The organism is Alsobacter sp. P4_H11, from assembly GCF_056400925.1.
The window spans coordinates 13680-28856 of sequence record NZ_JBFUKI010000016.1 but is presented as its reverse complement, the minus strand read 5'-3'; the positions used below and the strand labels follow the sequence as shown (position 1 = coordinate 28856).

Genomic DNA, 15177 nt, shown 5'->3' with positions numbered 1-15177 from the left:
GGGATCCAGGGGTGAGCGCCTTTGCCCCTGGATCCCCTTCCCGACCTGCTTCGCAGGTCACCGGGGATGACGGTTGAGAGACTGTGTGACGCCGGCGACCGTTGCTGGGGCTTTTGCACCCGCGTGCTGACTTCCACCGCTGCGCGGGAGAGGGTTCCGGCTGCGGCTCCTCACCCCAGCTCGAACGTTGTCACCCCGAAGATGCGCCCGACCGGCAGCGCCGGCGCGGGGCCTCGATACATACGCGCAGTCTCGAACACGGGCGACAGCTCGAAGCGCTCGGCGAGGTCCAGCGCCTCGCCGTTCGGCTCGGGCGGATCGACCGCAATCGCCTCGCCCTTCACCTCGGAGGCGAGCGCCCGGAAGATGAGCTCGGCCGTCTCGGCGTCGTCCGCGAACAGCGGCCCGATCTTGTGCCCGTCGCGGCCCGGCCGGATTGCGCCGTAGCCGCGCAACTCGCCCTCGTCGATCAGCGCGTAGCCCGTCCGGCCCTCGCCCCTCACCCAGCGCGCTGCGAAATCCGGGCGCGGCGCGCCGAAGCAGGGTTCGTCATAGGCGAGGACCGATGGCAGGATGCCCTGCCCGATCCGCTGCAGCCGCGGGTCCAACGGCATGTCGCACCGCGACAGCCCCTCATAGCGCACGTTGCGCCACGCCAGTTCGAACCCGCTCTTACGGTAGTTCGCCTGCTGCGCCACGACGCCGTCGAGCCCGACGGTCCGGCCCTCCAGATGCGCCATGCCGGCCTGCCACAGACGCCAGCCGATCCCCTGCCCACGAAAGGCCGGCGCGGCAATATAGAGGCCCAGGAAGCCGAAACTCTCGCCGTAGCGCACCACCGCTATGGATGCCGCCGGCGCCTCTCCCACCAAGGCCATCAGGAAGCCCTCGGGATCGGCCGCCCGAAACACGCCGGCGTCCGCCAGCCCGGGATTCCACCCCTCGGCGGCGGCCCAATCGAGCGCCAGCGCGAGGTCGTCATGCGTCATGGTGCGGATGGTGAGGTCGGTCATTGAGCAGAATTTCCGCATCGTTAGCCGTCATCCCCGGCGGCGCGCAGCGCCGGGAAGGGGATCCAGGGGTGAGCGCGGCGGCTCTGGATTTCCTTCCCATCCGCGGCTTGGCCGCTCCGGCCGGGAATGACGGTCGCGAGAGTTAAGAGCGCCCCGGCGCTCCCTCGGGCGCACCGCCCGCGAAGCCCTTGGGGAGCGGCGGAGCGTAGCCGCCGATCTTGGAGGTGCGCAAGCCGAGCGCGGCGAGCGCTTCGGCGAGCTTCACGGCGGCGGCGACGCCGTCAACCACCGGCAGGCCATGCTTGGCGGACAACCGCGCCGCGAGGTCCGCCATGCCGGCGCAGCCGAGCACGATGGCTTCGGCGTGATCCTCCAGCTTGGCGCGCTCGATCTCGGCTGAGATCTTGCTCGCCGCGTCCGACGCCGGGTTTTCGAGCTCCAGCACGGGCACCTCGGAAGCGCGCACGCGGGCGCAGCGCCGGTCAAGGCCGTATTTCATCAGGTTGGTCTCGATTGCCGGGATCGAGCGCGACAGCGTGGTGACCACCGAGAAGCGATGCCCGAGCAGGCTCGCCAGGTGAAACGCCGCCTCGCCGATGCCGATCACGGGCGCGGCGGCGGCGCAGCGCGCGGCCTCCAGCCCGGTGTCGTCGAAGCAGGCGATGATGTGCGCGTCCACGCCCGCCCGCTCGGCCCGCGCGATCTCGACCAGGAGGCCGGGGACCGAATAGGCCTCGTCCCAATAGCCCTCGATGGAGGCAGGGCCGGTTTCCGGGTTCACGGCCAGGATCTCGGTGCCGGGCGACGCCGCCGCGCGGGCGGCCGCGCCGATCGTGGCCGTCATGCTGGCGGTGGTGTTGGGATTGATGACTGCGATGCGCATGGCTTGCTTAAACCATGCCCTTGCCGGCGTCGGAACCCTGTTTCGCCTGCCGGGCGCGCAGCAGCAGGATGGAGCCGAGCGCAAGCCCGATCACCAGGAACGACACGCCCGTCGTCACCGTCCCGAGCGCGTAGATCTCGGGCGTCGTCACCGTGGTGGTGAGCGCCTGCAACTCCAGCGGCAGCGTGTTCTTCTCGCCGATGGTCTGCGACGAACGGGCGATCTCGTCCCACGACAGCGTGAAGCCGAACAGCCCCACGCCCACCAGCGACGGCAGGGTGATGGGCAGCACCACATGCCGAAACGTCTGCCACGGCGTCGCGCCGAGGTCGCGCGCGGCTTCCTCGAAGCGCCCGTCGAAGCGGTTGAAGATCGCGAACATGATCAAGAGGCCGAAGGGCAGCGTCCAGGTGAGGTGCGCGCCCAGCGCTGACGAGAACAGCCCCATGCCGGTGGTCCACTCGTCCGAGATGAAGGCGGGCGCATAGGCCTTGATGGCGTCGTCGAGGATGCGGAACTGCAGCGCGATGCCGAGCGAGGTGACGATGGACGGCACGATCAGGCTCGCGACCGTGACGTAGAACAGCAGGTTCTGGCCGAAGAACTTCTTGCGGAAGGCGAGTCCCGCCAGCGTCGACAGCACCATCGTGAGCGCCATCACGACGAGCCCGAGCTTCAGCGAGCGCGAGAAGGCGGACTTGATGTCCACGATGCCGCCGCCGCTCCACAGCTTGCCGAACCAGTGCAGCGAGACGCCGTTCATCGGGAACGTCATGCCGCCGGTCGGGCCCTGGAAGCTCAGCAGCACGATCGCGATCATCGGGCCATACAGAAACAGCACGAAGGCGACGAAGAACGCAGCCAGCCAATAGAACGATGCGGACCGGCCCTCGCGCATCACAGTTCCTTCCGGATGTCGACGAAGCGGTTCAGCGCCGTGATGATCAGCAGCGTGATCGCCAGCAGGATCACCGCGTTGGCGGCCGCGGGCGGGAATTGCAGGGCGTTGAGGCGGGTCTCGATGATCTTGCCCGCGGAGGCGATCTGCTGGCCGCCCATGACGCCGACCGTTACGAAGTCGCCCATCACGATGGTGATCACGAAGATGGAGCCGATCACGATGCCGGGCTTGGCCAGCGGGATCACGACGTTCCACAATGTCTTCCACCCGGTCGCGCCAGCGTCATAGGCGGCCTCCAGCAGGCGCTTGTCGATGCGCGCCATGCTGTTGAAGATCGGGATCACCATGAAGAACGTGAACAGGTGCACGAAGGCCAGCACCACGGCAAAATCCGAGTAGAGCAGCCATTCCAGCGGCTCCTTGATGAGTCCGAGCTTGATCAGCCCCTGGTTCACCAGCCCGTTGCGGCCGAGCAGCGGGATCCACGAGATCATCCGGATCACGTTGGAGGTCCAGAACGGGATCGTGCAGATGATCGCGAGCGTCATCTGCGTGGTGACGCTCTGGACGTGGAAGGCCAGGAAATACGCGATCGTGAAGCCGATCACGAGGGTGAAGAGCCAGACCAGGAAGCAGAACTTCACCGTCGACACATAGGTCTTCAGGATCGTGCAAAGCTCCGGCAGCTGGTCGTAGCAGCCCTCGAAGGTTTCCACATAGCTGCGCACCGTGAAGCCCGGCAGGATCGCGTAGTCGTTGTAGTCCCAGAAGCTCACCATCACCACGAAGGCGAGCGGGATGATGAAGAACAACGCGAACACGACGCCGAACGGCGCCGCCTGCGCCCAGGCCGGGAGGGCGAAGGGTTTGTCCTTTGTCGCCATGAAGCGAGCAGACTCCGGGTTGATCCCTTCGCCCCGGGACGGGGAGAAGGTGGCGCGAAGCGCCGGATGAGGGGCCGGGCGAGACGTACACGGTCCCCTCACCCCAGCCCTCTCCCGTTGCCGGGGAGAGGGGCGCGCGGTCAGGGTCGGTCGGCGGTCAAGCGGCGATGAACTCGTTCCACTTGCGGACCATGTAGTCGTTCTCGTCCATCACGGCGTTCCAGCAGGCGACGTTGCCCATGCGGTCGTCGTAGGAGCCGCCGTCACGCTTGGAGCCGGCCTTCTCGAGCAGGGAGCCGTCCGGCGCCTTGATGTCGGCCTTGGCGGCCTTGCCTTCCATCCAGTAGCCCCACTCGTCCTCGGACATGAACTTCTTGGCGGTGGGAAGCACGGCCGAGTAGTAGCCCTGACGGTTGAGATAGGCGCCGGCCCAGCCCGACAGGAACCAGTTCACGAACTCGTAAGCCCATTCCTGCTTCTTGCCGGTGACGCCCTTCGACACGCAGAAGCCCGACGCCCAGGAGCGGTAGCCTTCCTTTAGCGGCTGGAACACGCACGGGATGCCCTTGGAGCGCACGGCCGTGACGGCCGGGGACCACATGGACTGGATCACGGTCTCGCCCGAGGCCATCAGGTTCACGGACTCGTTGAAGTCCTTCCAGAACGCGCGGAACTGACCGGCCTTCTTGGCCTCCGTCAGCACCTTCATGGTCAGGTCGATCTCCTGCTTCGTCATGTTCCCCTTGTCGGGGTACTTGTAGAGGCCGGAGGCTTCCACAACCATGGCGGCGTCCATGATGCCGATGGACGGGATGTTGAGGATCGAGGCCTTGCCCTTGAACTCGGGGTTCAGCAGCTCCTTCCAGCTCTCGATCGGGCGCTTGATCAGGTCGGGGCGGATGCCCAGCGTGTCGGCGTTGTAGACGGTCGGGATCAGCGTGACCCACTCGGTGACGCCCTTCGCGAAGGCGGTCGAGTCCTTGCCTTCCAGGAACATCACCTTCTTGGGCGCGGTGCCCTGGTCGCCGATCTTCTTGCCGTTGGGCAGCTCGCCCTTGGTGAAGATCGGGGTGATGTTGTTGAATTCCTTGATCTTCTTGGCGTCGAGCGCCAGGATGTTCTTGGACGGGATCAGCTTCTTCAGGCTGAAATACTCGGTGTCCAGGATGTCGTAGGAGTTCGGCTGCGTGATCACGCGCTTGGTCACGTCATCGGTGGTCGCCGAGATGTATTCCAGCGTGATGCCGGTGTCCTTGAACAGCTGCTTGTTGATATCGTCGGACTGGTTCACGGCGGTGCCGAGATAGCGCAGCACCTTCTTTTCCTGCGACCAGACGGCCGGGAAGCCCGTGATCGCGCCCGAACCGGCGGCCGCGCCCGCTGCCGCGCCGGCGCCCTTCAGCACCGACCGGCGGGAGAGGCCCTGGGCCCCGTCCTTTATTTCTTGCGTCATACGCCCCTCTCCTGTGTGATCCCTGGCCATTCAGGCCACGGTTGAAAGCCTGTGTGCGTCGGCCTCGACCCAGCTCACCGCCACCCGGTCGCCGGGCTGGAGAGGCATGGCGTCGAACGCCGCTTCACTGATTTGGGCCGCGAGTTCGTTCGCTTGGCCGGCCTCGAGGCCGACCTGCACGAAGCTGCCCTGATATTCGACATCGCGCACCACGGCCGGCATGGCCGAGCCCACCAGGGCGGTCGCGCCCTCCAGCGGGGTCAGCGACAGCCGGTCGGCCCGCACCGCGATCTGGCCCTGCGGCACGTCGATCACGTTGTGGCCGCCCATGAAGCGGGCCACGAAGGCGGTGCGCGGCGCGTTGAAGACCTCGCGTGGGGTCCCCGCCTGCTCGATGATCCCCTGGTTCATCACCACCACGAGGTCGGCGAGCGCCATGGCCTCGTCCTGCCCGTGGGTGACGTGCACGAAGGTGATGCCGAGCTCCTTCTGAAGGCGCTTCAGCTCGGCCCGCATCTTGATGCGCAGGAACGGGTCAAGCGCCGAGAGCGGCTCGTCGAGCAGCAGGATCTGCGGCTCCGTGATCAGCGCCCGCGCGAGCGCCACGCGCTGCTGCTGGCCGCCCGAGAGCTGCGCCGGCAGGCGCTCCGCATAGGGGGTCATGGCGACGAGATCGAGCAACTCCATCGCCTTGGCGCGGCGGGTCTCCTTGTCGATCCCGCGCATCTTCAGCGAGAACGCGACATTGTCCACGCAGGTGAGGTGCGGAAAGAGCGCGTAGCTCTGGAACATCATCGCGGTGCCGCGCTGGGCGGGCGGCAGGTCGGTGACGTTGTGCGGACCGAGCAGCACGTCCCCGCCCGTCACGGCCTCATGGCCGGCGATCATGCGCAACGTCGTGGACTTGCCGCAGCCGGACGGCCCGAGCAGGCAGCAATAGGCGCCGCCCTCGACCTTGAGGTCGATCGCGTCCACGGCCGTGGTCTGGCCGTAGCGCTTGGTCACCTTCACGAGTTCGAGCGTCGAGCCCTTCACGCACTTCTCCCTGCTGCCGGCTCACTTACAAGCCGCGTGCCAAGCCGGGGCGGCCTGACCGGCTGGGCCGGATCTGGCCCGGGAGCGCCGTGTGGGGGAGAGCTCCAGCCGGATAAGCTGAAGCTTGACATTATAGGCGCCTAGAATCCAGGCGAATTGCCTCTTTTCAAAGCGCGACCACGTCGATTGGCGGGAGGCTGCTTGCGCTGGCGATCATGAACAAGCCAGGCGTTGCGGATGCAATGTTCCAATGCGTTGATCCCCGGGCCAGGCCCGGGGATGTCGGCGGAGAGGTCGACCGGATGGGGTAAGACGCTGGACGCCGCTCAGCCGCCCAGCTCGCCGCTGATCACCGGCCCGAACAGCTGCCACTTCTCGCCGTCGAACTTCTGCATCTGCATCTGCTCGATGGGGAAAAAGTCGGTCGGGCTCGTATTCATGGTGATGCCGGGGATCAGCACGTTCAGCGACACGTTCTTCAGGTTCGCGGCCTGTTTCATGACGTTGTCGCGCGTCAGGTCGTCGCCGGCCTGCTTCAGCACCTGCACGAGCGTCTGCGCCGACGCGTAGCCGTAGACCGTGAAGCTCGACGTGCGGTCGCCGTCCGGGAAATACTTGTCCATGAAGGCCGTCCACTCCTTCATGCCGGCGTCGTCCTTCCAGGTCGGGTCGGTGGCGTCCTTCAGGTAGGCGGTGGAAAGGACGCCCTTGGCGTTGTCCAGCCCGGCGGGCTTCATCACCGAGCCGGCCGAGTTCGACACGTTGTTGACGATGTGCAGCGGCTTCCAGCCGAGATCGCCCGCCTTGCGGATCGCCTGCGCGGCGAATTTCGGCGTCGCGACGTTCACGAACACGTCCGCGCCGGAGGACTGCAGCTTCACCATCTGGGAGTCGACGGTGGGCTCCGACACCTCGTAGCCCGCTTCGGCCACGATCATCGACGCCTTGGCCCCGAGCCCGTCCTTCAGGCCCTTCAGCAGGTCCTTGCCGTAGTCGTCGTTCTGGAAAAGAACCGCGATCTTGCCGTCCGGCTTGTTGTCCAGGATGTACTTGGCGTAGATGCGCCCCTCCGACTGGTAGTTCGGCTGCCAGCCCATCGTAAAGGGCGAGGTTTTCGGGTTGTCGCCGAAGCGCGTCGCCCCGGTGGCGACGAAGAGCTGCGGCACCTTCTTGGCGTTCATGTATTTCTGGATGGCCGCGTTGGAGGCGGTGCCGAGCGGCTGGAAGATGAAGAGCACTTCGTCGCTCTCCACCAGCTTGCGGGCCTGCTCCACAGTCTTGGGCGGCGAATAGCCGTCGTCATACGAGATGAAGTTGACCTTGCGGCCGTTGATGCCGCCCTCGGCGTTGACCTTGTCGAAATAGGCCTTCTGTGTCTTGGCGATCAGCGCGTAGGCGGAAGCCGGCCCGCTATACGGCATGATGTTGCCGATCTTGATCTCCGTGTCGGTCGCGCCGGCGTCGTATTTTTTCTGCGCCCACGCGGGGGCGGCCGCGAGCGCCGCGATCCCGAGCGTCGCCGCTAGGAAGCCAAGTCGTTGAGCTGTTCTGGCCATGGTCGAAATCCTCCCGGTGAGTGTTCGGATCAGGGTCTGCGCCCTGGTTGCGAGAAACGCGCGCCGAGCGAGCGGGCGAGACCGCCCACGCCGCCCGGCGCCGCATAGATGATGAGGATCAGCAGCACGCCGTAGACCGCGCCCGAGAGGCCCTTGGAGACGTGCTCGGCGAGGTTGGGGATGAACATCACGAAGGCGCCGCCCGCCAGCGCGCCCGGCAGCCAGCCGACGCCGCCGACCACGAGTCCGACGAACAGCGACACCGACAGCGCGAAGGTGAAGCTGTCCGGCGCGACGAACTGCACCACGATGGCGCCCAGCGCTCCGGCGACGCCCGTGTAGGCGGCGCTCACCCCGAAGGCGAGCGACTTGTAGAGCGCCGTGTTCACCCCCATCGAGCGCGCCGCGATGGGGTTGTCGCGGATGGCGAGCAGCGCCCGGCCGCTGCGGCTGTGGACGAGGTTGCGGGCCGCCCAGTAGAGCAGCAGCCCGACCGCGAGCGTGAAGTAGAACAGCCACTGGTCCTGGCTTATCGGCAGGCCGAAGGGCGGGTCCGGCTTGGTGACGATCACGCCCTGCACGCCGCCGGTCCAGTGCTCCAGAGGTCCGAGCTTCAGGAATTGCGGCGTCGCCACCGCGAGCGCGAAGGTGGCGAGCGCGAGGTAGACGCCCTCCAGCCGCAGGGCCGGCAGGCCGAACAGGAAGCCGGCTGCGAAGCACACCACGCCGGCGACCGGCAGCGTCCACGCATAGCCGAGCCCCACGCTCTCCATCAGGATCGCGGCCGTGTAGGCGCCCACCGCGTAGAACGCGCCATGGCCGAGCGAGAACTGGCCGCTGATCCCCGTGAGCAGGTTCAGCCCCAGGATCGCGATGGCGTAGACCAGCGCCATGGTGAGCTGGAAGGTGACGAAGTTCTTCAGGAACAGCGGCGCGATCGCGAGCGCGACCACCACCGCGATCCCGAACCAAGCTGAGCTCGCGATCCCGCCGGCGCGGGGCTGCGCCTCACGGCCAGGAGCCGCCTCGCGAGTGGAAACCGCCTCGCGGCCGGGCAGGATGTCGGCGCTGTGCTCGATCGTCATCCTAGACCCTCTGCACGCTGACGCGGCCGAACAGGCCGTTGGGCTTCACGACCAGCACGCCGACGATCAGGAACAGCGCGATGGGGAGCTTCAGCTCGCCGCCGATCACCGGGATGTAGGTGCCGGCGAGGTTCTCGACGACGCCCACCGCGAAGCCGCCCAGCACCGCCCCGGCGGGACTGTTGAGGCCGCCCAGCACCGCTCCGGCGAAGCCGTACAGCAGAATCGAGAGCATCATGTTCGGCTCCAGGAACACCACCGGGGCGATCAGCATCCCGGCGATGGCCCCAATGGCCGACGCCATGCCCCAGCCGAGCGCGATCATCCAGCCGACCCGCACGCCGACCAGCCGCGCCGACTCGGGGTTGGCCGCCGCGGCCCGCATCGCGAGCCCGATGCGGGTGAAGCGGAAGAAGCCGTACAGGAAGGCGAGGATCACCAGCGTGGCCCCGATCATTCCCGCCTGATGCGCGCCGATGAGGCGCGAGCCGAGGAACGGCCCGGACCCGAACGGGCTCGGGAAGGGCTTCACGGTGAAGTCCCACAGGAAGCCCGCGACGCTGTTCAGGATGGCGAACAACGCGATGAACACCACCACGTGGCTCAGCACCGGCGCGTCCTTCAGCGGCTTGAACACCACGCGCTCGATCGCCACGCCGCCCACGAACGAGATCGCGAGCGTGAGCGCGAAAGCGACCCAATAGGGCGCGCCCCACTGCATGAGCTGCCAGGCGATAAAGGTCGAGAACATCGCCATCTCGCCCTGGGCGAAGTTCAGGTGGTCGATGGCCTGGTAGATCATCACCACGGCCAGCGCCATGCAGGCGTAGATCGCGCCGCTCGCCACTCCGGCCAGGATCTGCTGCAGGAGAAGATCCATCCGTCAGTACCCCAGATAGGCTTTGCGGACGCCCTCGTCCTGCCGCAGCGCCGCCGATGGGCCCGACAGCACGATGCGGCCGGTCTCGATCAGGTAGGCCTGATCGGCCAGGTCGAGCGCGAGATCGGCGTTCTGCTCCACGATCAGCATGCTGACCTTCTGCTCGCGGTTCACGCGCCCCAGCGTCTCGAAGAGCTCGCGCACCACCAGCGGGGCGAGCCCGAAGGACGGTTCGTCGAGCAGCATGAGGCGCGGCCGCAGCATCAGGGCGCGCGCCACCGCCAGCATCTGCTGCTCGCCGCCCGACAGGGTGCCGGCCTGCTGCGTACGGCGCTTCTCGAGGATCGGAAAGGTCGCGAACATCCGGTCCATGTCGTCCCGGATCCCGGCCTTGTCGCGCCGGGTCATGGCCCCGAGCTCAAGGTTCTCCTCCACGGAGAAGCGCGCGAAGGTGCCGCGCCCCTGCGGCACATGCGCGATGCCGCGCCGGACCACGTCCTCGGTGGAGCGCCCCGCGATCGACCGCCCCTCGAACAGGATGTCGCCGCTGGTCCGGATCATTGCGCAGAGCGCTCGCAGCGTCGTGGTCTTGCCCGCCCCGTTGGCGCCCAGCAGCGTCGTGACCCCGCCTTCGTCGAGGGTGAAGTCGAGCCCATGCAGCGCCTGGACGGCGCCATAGGACGCCTTCAGGTTCTTCACCTCCAGCAAGGCCGTCATGCCGCCTTGTCCCCCAGATAGGCGCGGATGACGTCCGGGTCCCGCTGCACCTCGGCGGGCGTGCCTTCGGCGAGCTTGCGGCCGAAATTCAGCGCCACCACCCGGTCGGCGATCGACATCACGAGGCCCATGTGGTGCTCCACCAGCAGCACCGACACGCCGCGCTCGTCGCGAATGCGGCGGATCAGCCGGCCAAGCTCGTGCACCTCGTCGTGGTTGAGGCCGCCGGCCGGCTCGTCCAGCAGCAGAAGCTTCGGCTGCGTGGCCAACGCGCGCGCCAGCTCCACGCGCTTCTGCGTGCCGAACGGCAAGCCGCCCACCGGCACGTCCGCCACGAACTCCAGGCCGAGCCACGCCAGGATCTCATCAACGCTCTCCAGCAGCGCACGCTCGGTGCGCCGGGCGGCGGGCAACCGCAGGGCGTCGCCGAACATGCTCGACCGGCTGCGCGCATGGCCGCCCACCAGCGCGTTGTCGCGCACGGACAGGCGCGGAAACAGCGCGACGTTCTGGAAGGTCCGCCCGATGCCGATCTCGGCGATCCGGTGCGCGGCCCGGCCGAGAATGCTCACGCCCTCCAGCCGGATGTCGCCCGAGGTGGGGTGGTAGAGCCGGCTCAGGCAGTTGAACAGCGTGGTCTTGCCCGCGCCGTTGGGCCCGATCAGCCCGAGAACGTGCCCGGCGCGCTGGTCGAAGCTGACGCCGTCCAGCGCCGTGATGCCGCCGAACGTGACACGAATGTCGGCCACCCGCAGAAGCGGCTCGGCGCCGCTCATGCGCGCCCCGTCAGCAGGGTCGTGGCGCCGGCCGATGCTGCGTCAGCCGGCCTCCTCGGGGACGATTGCATGAGGGTTCCCTCCCGTTTGGGCGCGGGCCGCTTGGCGGCCTCGTTGTTCTGGTTGAGATGGGCGGGGCGAGGCCCCGTTGAGCGTCGCCTCGACGGTTCGCACCAGGGCGACGAGGCGCGGCCCGATGTCGTTTTCGAGCCTGTCGCGCGTGAAGCGGAACGCCGGCGCGCCGCAGTTGAACGCCATGGGCCGGCTGCCGTCATGCGGGATGAAGGGCGCGCCCACCGAATGGACGTCGTCCTGCCACTCGCCGACCGATATCGTGAAGCCCCGCCGGGCATGAAACTCCAGCGCCCGCTCCACGCCGTCGCGCACCTGCGGCCAGCGCGCGCCGTAGCGCGGCGCCATCTGCAGCAATTGCTGCTCGCGCTCATGGGCGGGCAACGCCGCCAGATAGGCGCGTCCCATCGCGGTGGTCGCCATGGGGATGCGCGAGCCGATATCGAGCCGCACCGTGAAGGCGGATTCGCCGCGCGCCTGGCTCACATAGATCATGCTGTTGCGGTCCGGCCCGCCCAGCGCCACCGCGCCGCCCGCGTGGTCGGCGAGCTCCTGCATCGGGATCTGCGCCACGTGCCGGACGCCCAGATTGGCCAGCGCCGCATAGCCGAGGGCCAGCGCGGCCGGGGCCAGCTCGTACTTGCCAAAGCGCGGCACGGCCGTGAGGTAGCCGAGACGCGTGAGCGTGTAGGTGAGGCGCGTCACGGTGGGCTTGGGCAGGCCCGTGCGGGCCGCGATCTCGTGATTGCCCAGGAGGCCGTCGCCCGGCTTGAACGCCCGCAGCACGTCGAGGCCACGCGCCAGCGCGACCACGAACTTGCGGTCGCTCTCCCCTTCGGCGCTGGCGTCCCTCTCCGGCATCCATGCTCCTTCTGGCCGTGGCCGTGAGCCGTTGACAGGGAGTGCGCCACACTTCTAGCCTGTCCGTCAAGATGCGAAACTTGATTTCGCAGTGCGGAACATCGGCCTGGGAGGGCGCATGAGGACGGGAGAGCGCGCGTGACGGCCGGCCGTCCCTTCGCCTGGGAAAAGTCCTACGCGCCCGGCGCGCGCTGGGACGCGCCCATTGCGCGCACCACCCTTCCGGCCCTGCTCGAACGTGCTGTCGCGGCCTACCGCGACCGCCCCGCCATTGCGTTTCGCGGGCACGACATCAGCTTCACGGATCTCGGACGGCACGTGCGCGAAGCCGCGGCCGGCTTCCACGAGGCCGGGCTCGGCCCCGGCGCGACGGTCGCGCTCTACCTTCCGAACACGCCCTGGCACCCCGTCGCATTCTTCGGCGCGGCGCGGGCCGGCGCGCGCATCGCGCATCTCAGCCCGCTCGACGCCGAGCGCACGCTCGCGCACAAGCTCACGGACAGCGGCGCCCGCACGCTGGTGACCACCAATCTCGGCCCGCTCCTGCCGATGGCTCTGCGGCTGCTGGACGCCGGCGCGGTGGACCGCGTCATCGTGGGCGAGGACGCCCGATGGGGCGAGAGCGCCGGAACCGAGATCCCGGACCGCCCGGGCGTCGTCCGCTTCTCGGCCTTCACGGCGGAAGCCGTCCCGCCCGCCTCCTGGCCGGAGCCCGGCGTCGAGGACGTCGCGCTGCTGCAATACACGGGCGGCACCACCGGCGTGCCCAAGGGCGCGATGCTCACGCACGGCAATCTCACGGCCGCGGTGTCGATGTACAACGCCTGGCTGGAGGGCCAGGGCCTCTCCCGCCCCGGGCAGGACCGCGTCATCGGCGTGCTGCCGCTGTTCCACATCTACGCGCTCACGACGATCCTCCTGCGCCAGATCGACCGGGGCAACACCATCCTGCTGCGCAGCCGCTTCGACGTGGAGCAGACCATCCGCGACATCGAGCAGGAGCGCGCCACGTCGTTTCCGGGCGTCCCCACCATGTGGATCGCGCTCGCCAACCACCCGGGCATCGACAAGGTCGACTTCTCGGGCATGACGCACTGCGCCTCGGGCGGCGCGCCCCTGCCGGTGGAGGTCGCGCGCCGGTTCGAGCGGCTCACCGGCCACAAGCTGGTGGGCGGCTGGGGCATGACCGAGACGTCCCCGGCCGGCACCAACCTGCCCGAGAACGGCCCTTCCAAGCCCGGCACGATCGGCATCCCGCTGCCCGGCGTCGAGCTCGACATCGTCGCGCTCGACGACCCCACGCGCGCGCTGCCGGCCGGCGAAGTCGGCGAATTGCGGGTGCGCGGCCTCAACGTCACCAAGGGCTACTGGAACTGCCCGGACGAGACCGCGGCGGCCTTCGTGGGCGACCGCTTCCTCACCGGCGATGTCGGCTACATGGACGAGGACGGCTTCTTCTTTATCGTCGATCGCAAGAAGGACATGATCATCTCGGGCGGCTTCAACGTCTATCCGCAGATGATCGAGCAGGCGATCTACGAGCACCCGGGCGTGGCCGAATGCCTGGTGGTTGGCGTCCCGGACGACTACCGGGGCGAGGCCGCAAAGGCCTATGTCACGCTGCGCGACAACGCCGAACCGTTCTCGCTGGATGACCTGCGGCTGTTTCTCGCCGACAAGCTCGGCAAGCACGAGATGCCGGCCGCGCTGGAGTTCCGCGCCACCCTGCCGCGAACGCCGGTGGGAAAGCTCTCGCGGGCCGAACTCCGCAAGGAAGCCGCGCCCTGACGGGGCTTTCGCCTGAATGGTTTACGTGTAAACTAAATCCAACGTGGCCGAACGGCCTCATAGGGGAACCGCCATGGACCTGCGCTTCACCGCCAAGGAACTCGCCTTCCGGGACGAGGTGCGCGCCTTCTTCAAGGAGGCGCTGCCCCCGCAGATCCGCGAGCGCATCACCTCCGGCCATCATCCCACCAAGGACGATCTCGTCACCTGGCAGCGCATCCTCAACGCCAGGGGCTGGGCCGTGYCGCACTGGCCGCGCGAGTGGGGCGGCACGGACTGGACGCCCGTGGAGCAGTACATCTTTCAGGAGGAGATGCAGCTCGCCCCCGCGCCGCAGCCGCTGCCTTTCGGCGTCAACATGGTCGCGCCCGTGATCTACACCTTCGGCAGCGACGCGCAGAAGAAGCGCTTCCTGCCCCGCATCGCCAACATCGACGACTGGTGGTGCCAGGGATTTTCCGAGCCCGGCGCCGGCTCCGACCTCGCATCGCTCAAAACAAAGGCCGAGCGACAGGGCGACCACTACGTCGTCAACGGCCAGAAGACCTGGACCACGCTGGCCCAGCACGCCGACTGGATCTTCTGCCTCGTGCGCACCGACCCGGCCGCCAAGAAGCAGATGGGCATCTCGTTCCTGCTCATCGACATGAAGACGCCCGGCGTCACCGTGCGGCCGATCCAGACCATCGACGGCGGGCACGAGGTCAACGAGGTTTTCTTCGACGACGTGCGCGTGCCTCTCGAGAACCTCGTCGGCGAGGAAAACAAAGGTTGGGACTACGCCAAGTTCCTGCTTGGCAACGAGCGCGTCGGCATCGCGCGCGTCGGCGTCTCCAAGGAGCGCATCCGCCGCATCAAGCAGCTCGCGGCCGTGGAGGTGTCGGGCGGGCGTCCGCTGATGGAGGACAGGCGCTTTCGCGAGAAGCTCGCGGCCGTCGAGATCGAGCTGAAGGCGCTGGAGATCACCCAGATGCGCGTGGTCGCGGCCGAGGGCCGGCGCGAGCGCGGCAAGCCGGACCCGGCTTCCTCGGTGCTGAAGATCAAGGGCTCGGAGCTGCAACAGGCCACCACCGAGCTCCTGCTGGACGTGATCGGCCCCTACGCGATGCCTTATGATCCGCATTCGGAGGAGGGGTCCAACGAGCCGCCGGTCGGCCCCGACTGGGCCGCCATGATCGCCCCCAACTACTTCAACACCCGCAAGGTCTCGATCTACGGCGGCTCGAACGAGATCCAGAAGAACATCATCGCCAAGGCAGTGCTGGGGCTCTGA

Annotated in this window: 14 protein-coding genes; 2 read left to right on the top strand and 12 right to left on the bottom strand. The window is 67.9% G+C overall.

All coding sequences use genetic code 11. The features are described from left to right. Window positions 1-170: 170 nt before the first annotated feature. The 12 genes from AC1DSZ_RS22495 to AC1DSZ_RS22440 all read right to left on the bottom strand — a co-directional run bounded on the left by AC1DSZ_RS22495 (window position 171) and on the right by AC1DSZ_RS22440 (window position 12116). On the bottom strand, window positions 171-1013 hold the full coding sequence (locus AC1DSZ_RS22495) for a GNAT family N-acetyltransferase (protein ID WP_476840548.1): 843 nt from the start codon (window positions 1011-1013) through the stop codon (window positions 171-173). A 142-nt stretch (window positions 1014-1155) separates the two neighbouring features. Continuing rightward, window positions 1156-1896, bottom strand: coding sequence for an aspartate/glutamate racemase family protein (locus tag AC1DSZ_RS22490; RefSeq protein ID WP_476840547.1), 741 nt, complete (start codon window positions 1894-1896; stop codon window positions 1156-1158). A gap of 7 nt (window positions 1897-1903) precedes the next feature. Then, on the bottom strand, window positions 1904-2794 hold the full coding sequence (locus AC1DSZ_RS22485) for an ABC transporter permease (RefSeq protein WP_476840546.1): 891 nt from the start codon (window positions 2792-2794) through the stop codon (window positions 1904-1906). Continuing rightward, window positions 2794-3681: an ABC transporter permease gene (locus AC1DSZ_RS22480; protein ID WP_476840545.1), complete on the bottom strand. Its 888-nt coding sequence runs from the start codon at window positions 3679-3681 to the stop codon at window positions 2794-2796. Before AC1DSZ_RS22480 ends, AC1DSZ_RS22485 begins: the two co-directional genes overlap by 1 nt. A gap of 157 nt (window positions 3682-3838) precedes the next feature. Continuing rightward, window positions 3839-5134, bottom strand: a complete 1296-nt coding sequence (locus AC1DSZ_RS22475; RefSeq protein WP_476840544.1) for an ABC transporter substrate-binding protein — start codon at window positions 5132-5134, stop codon at window positions 3839-3841. A gap of 30 nt (window positions 5135-5164) precedes the next feature. After that, complete coding sequence (locus AC1DSZ_RS22470; RefSeq protein WP_476840543.1) at window positions 5165-6169, bottom strand: ABC transporter ATP-binding protein; 1005 nt, start codon at window positions 6167-6169, stop codon at window positions 5165-5167. 326 nt (window positions 6170-6495) lie between these two features. Beyond that, window positions 6496-7725, bottom strand: coding sequence for an ABC transporter substrate-binding protein (locus AC1DSZ_RS22465; RefSeq protein WP_476840542.1), 1230 nt, complete (start codon window positions 7723-7725; stop codon window positions 6496-6498). 29 nt (window positions 7726-7754) lie between these two features. Next, entirely contained in the window at window positions 7755-8810 is a 1056-nt protein-coding gene (locus AC1DSZ_RS22460) for a branched-chain amino acid ABC transporter permease (RefSeq protein ID WP_476840541.1), read from the bottom strand. Window position 8811: 1 nt separating this feature from the next. Beyond that, window positions 8812-9690 carry a branched-chain amino acid ABC transporter permease gene (locus AC1DSZ_RS22455; protein WP_476840540.1) on the bottom strand — a complete coding sequence of 293 codons (879 nt, stop codon included), beginning with the start codon at window positions 9688-9690 and terminating at the stop codon, window positions 8812-8814. Window positions 9691-9693: 3 nt separating this feature from the next. Further along, window positions 9694-10407 (bottom strand): ABC transporter ATP-binding protein, encoded by a 714-nt coding sequence (locus AC1DSZ_RS22450; protein ID WP_476840539.1) that lies wholly within the window; start codon window positions 10405-10407, stop codon window positions 9694-9696. Next, a complete protein-coding gene (locus AC1DSZ_RS22445; protein WP_476840538.1) occupies window positions 10404-11183 on the bottom strand; it encodes an ABC transporter ATP-binding protein in 780 nt (259 codons plus the stop codon). The genes AC1DSZ_RS22450 and AC1DSZ_RS22445 overlap by 4 nt, the downstream gene beginning before the upstream one ends. Window positions 11184-11225: 42 nt before the next feature. After that, complete coding sequence (locus AC1DSZ_RS22440; protein WP_476840537.1) at window positions 11226-12116, bottom strand: IclR family transcriptional regulator; 891 nt, start codon at window positions 12114-12116, stop codon at window positions 11226-11228. Between the two features lie 138 nt (window positions 12117-12254). Between AC1DSZ_RS22440 and pimA the strand changes: the two genes are divergently transcribed. Then, window positions 12255-13904 (top strand): dicarboxylate--CoA ligase PimA, encoded by a 1650-nt coding sequence (gene pimA, locus AC1DSZ_RS22435; protein ID WP_476840536.1) that lies wholly within the window; start codon window positions 12255-12257, stop codon window positions 13902-13904. A gap of 73 nt (window positions 13905-13977) precedes the next feature. Continuing rightward, complete coding sequence (pimC, locus tag AC1DSZ_RS22430; protein ID WP_476840535.1) at window positions 13978-15177, top strand: pimeloyl-CoA dehydrogenase large subunit; 1200 nt, start codon at window positions 13978-13980, stop codon at window positions 15175-15177.

What these genes read in the sequence shown, in the direction of transcription:
- AC1DSZ_RS22485 (WP_476840546.1), bottom strand. Translation starts at nt 2,794, where the DNA reads ATGCGCGAGGGCCGGTCCGCATCGTTCTATTGGCTGGCTGCGTTCTTC.
- AC1DSZ_RS22465 (WP_476840542.1), bottom strand. Translation starts at nt 7,725, where the DNA reads ATGGCCAGAACAGCTCAACGACTTGGCTTCCTAGCGGCGACGCTCGGG.
- AC1DSZ_RS22455 (WP_476840540.1), bottom strand. Translation starts at nt 9,690, where the DNA reads ATGGATCTTCTCCTGCAGCAGATCCTGGCCGGAGTGGCGAGCGGCGCG.
- AC1DSZ_RS22460 (WP_476840541.1), bottom strand. Translation starts at nt 8,810, where the DNA reads ATGACGATCGAGCACAGCGCCGACATCCTGCCCGGCCGCGAGGCGGTT.
- AC1DSZ_RS22445 (WP_476840538.1), bottom strand. Translation starts at nt 11,183, where the DNA reads ATGAGCGGCGCCGAGCCGCTTCTGCGGGTGGCCGACATTCGTGTCACG.
- AC1DSZ_RS22475 (WP_476840544.1), bottom strand. Translation starts at nt 5,134, where the DNA reads ATGACGCAAGAAATAAAGGACGGGGCCCAGGGCCTCTCCCGCCGGTCG.
- AC1DSZ_RS22490 (WP_476840547.1), bottom strand. Translation starts at nt 1,896, where the DNA reads ATGCGCATCGCAGTCATCAATCCCAACACCACCGCCAGCATGACGGCC.
- AC1DSZ_RS22480 (WP_476840545.1), bottom strand. Translation starts at nt 3,681, where the DNA reads ATGGCGACAAAGGACAAACCCTTCGCCCTCCCGGCCTGGGCGCAGGCG.
- AC1DSZ_RS22450 (WP_476840539.1), bottom strand. Translation starts at nt 10,407, where the DNA reads ATGACGGCCTTGCTGGAGGTGAAGAACCTGAAGGCGTCCTATGGCGCC.
- AC1DSZ_RS22440 (WP_476840537.1), bottom strand. Translation starts at nt 12,116, where the DNA reads ATGCCGGAGAGGGACGCCAGCGCCGAAGGGGAGAGCGACCGCAAGTTC.
- AC1DSZ_RS22495 (WP_476840548.1), bottom strand. Translation starts at nt 1,013, where the DNA reads ATGACCGACCTCACCATCCGCACCATGACGCATGACGACCTCGCGCTG.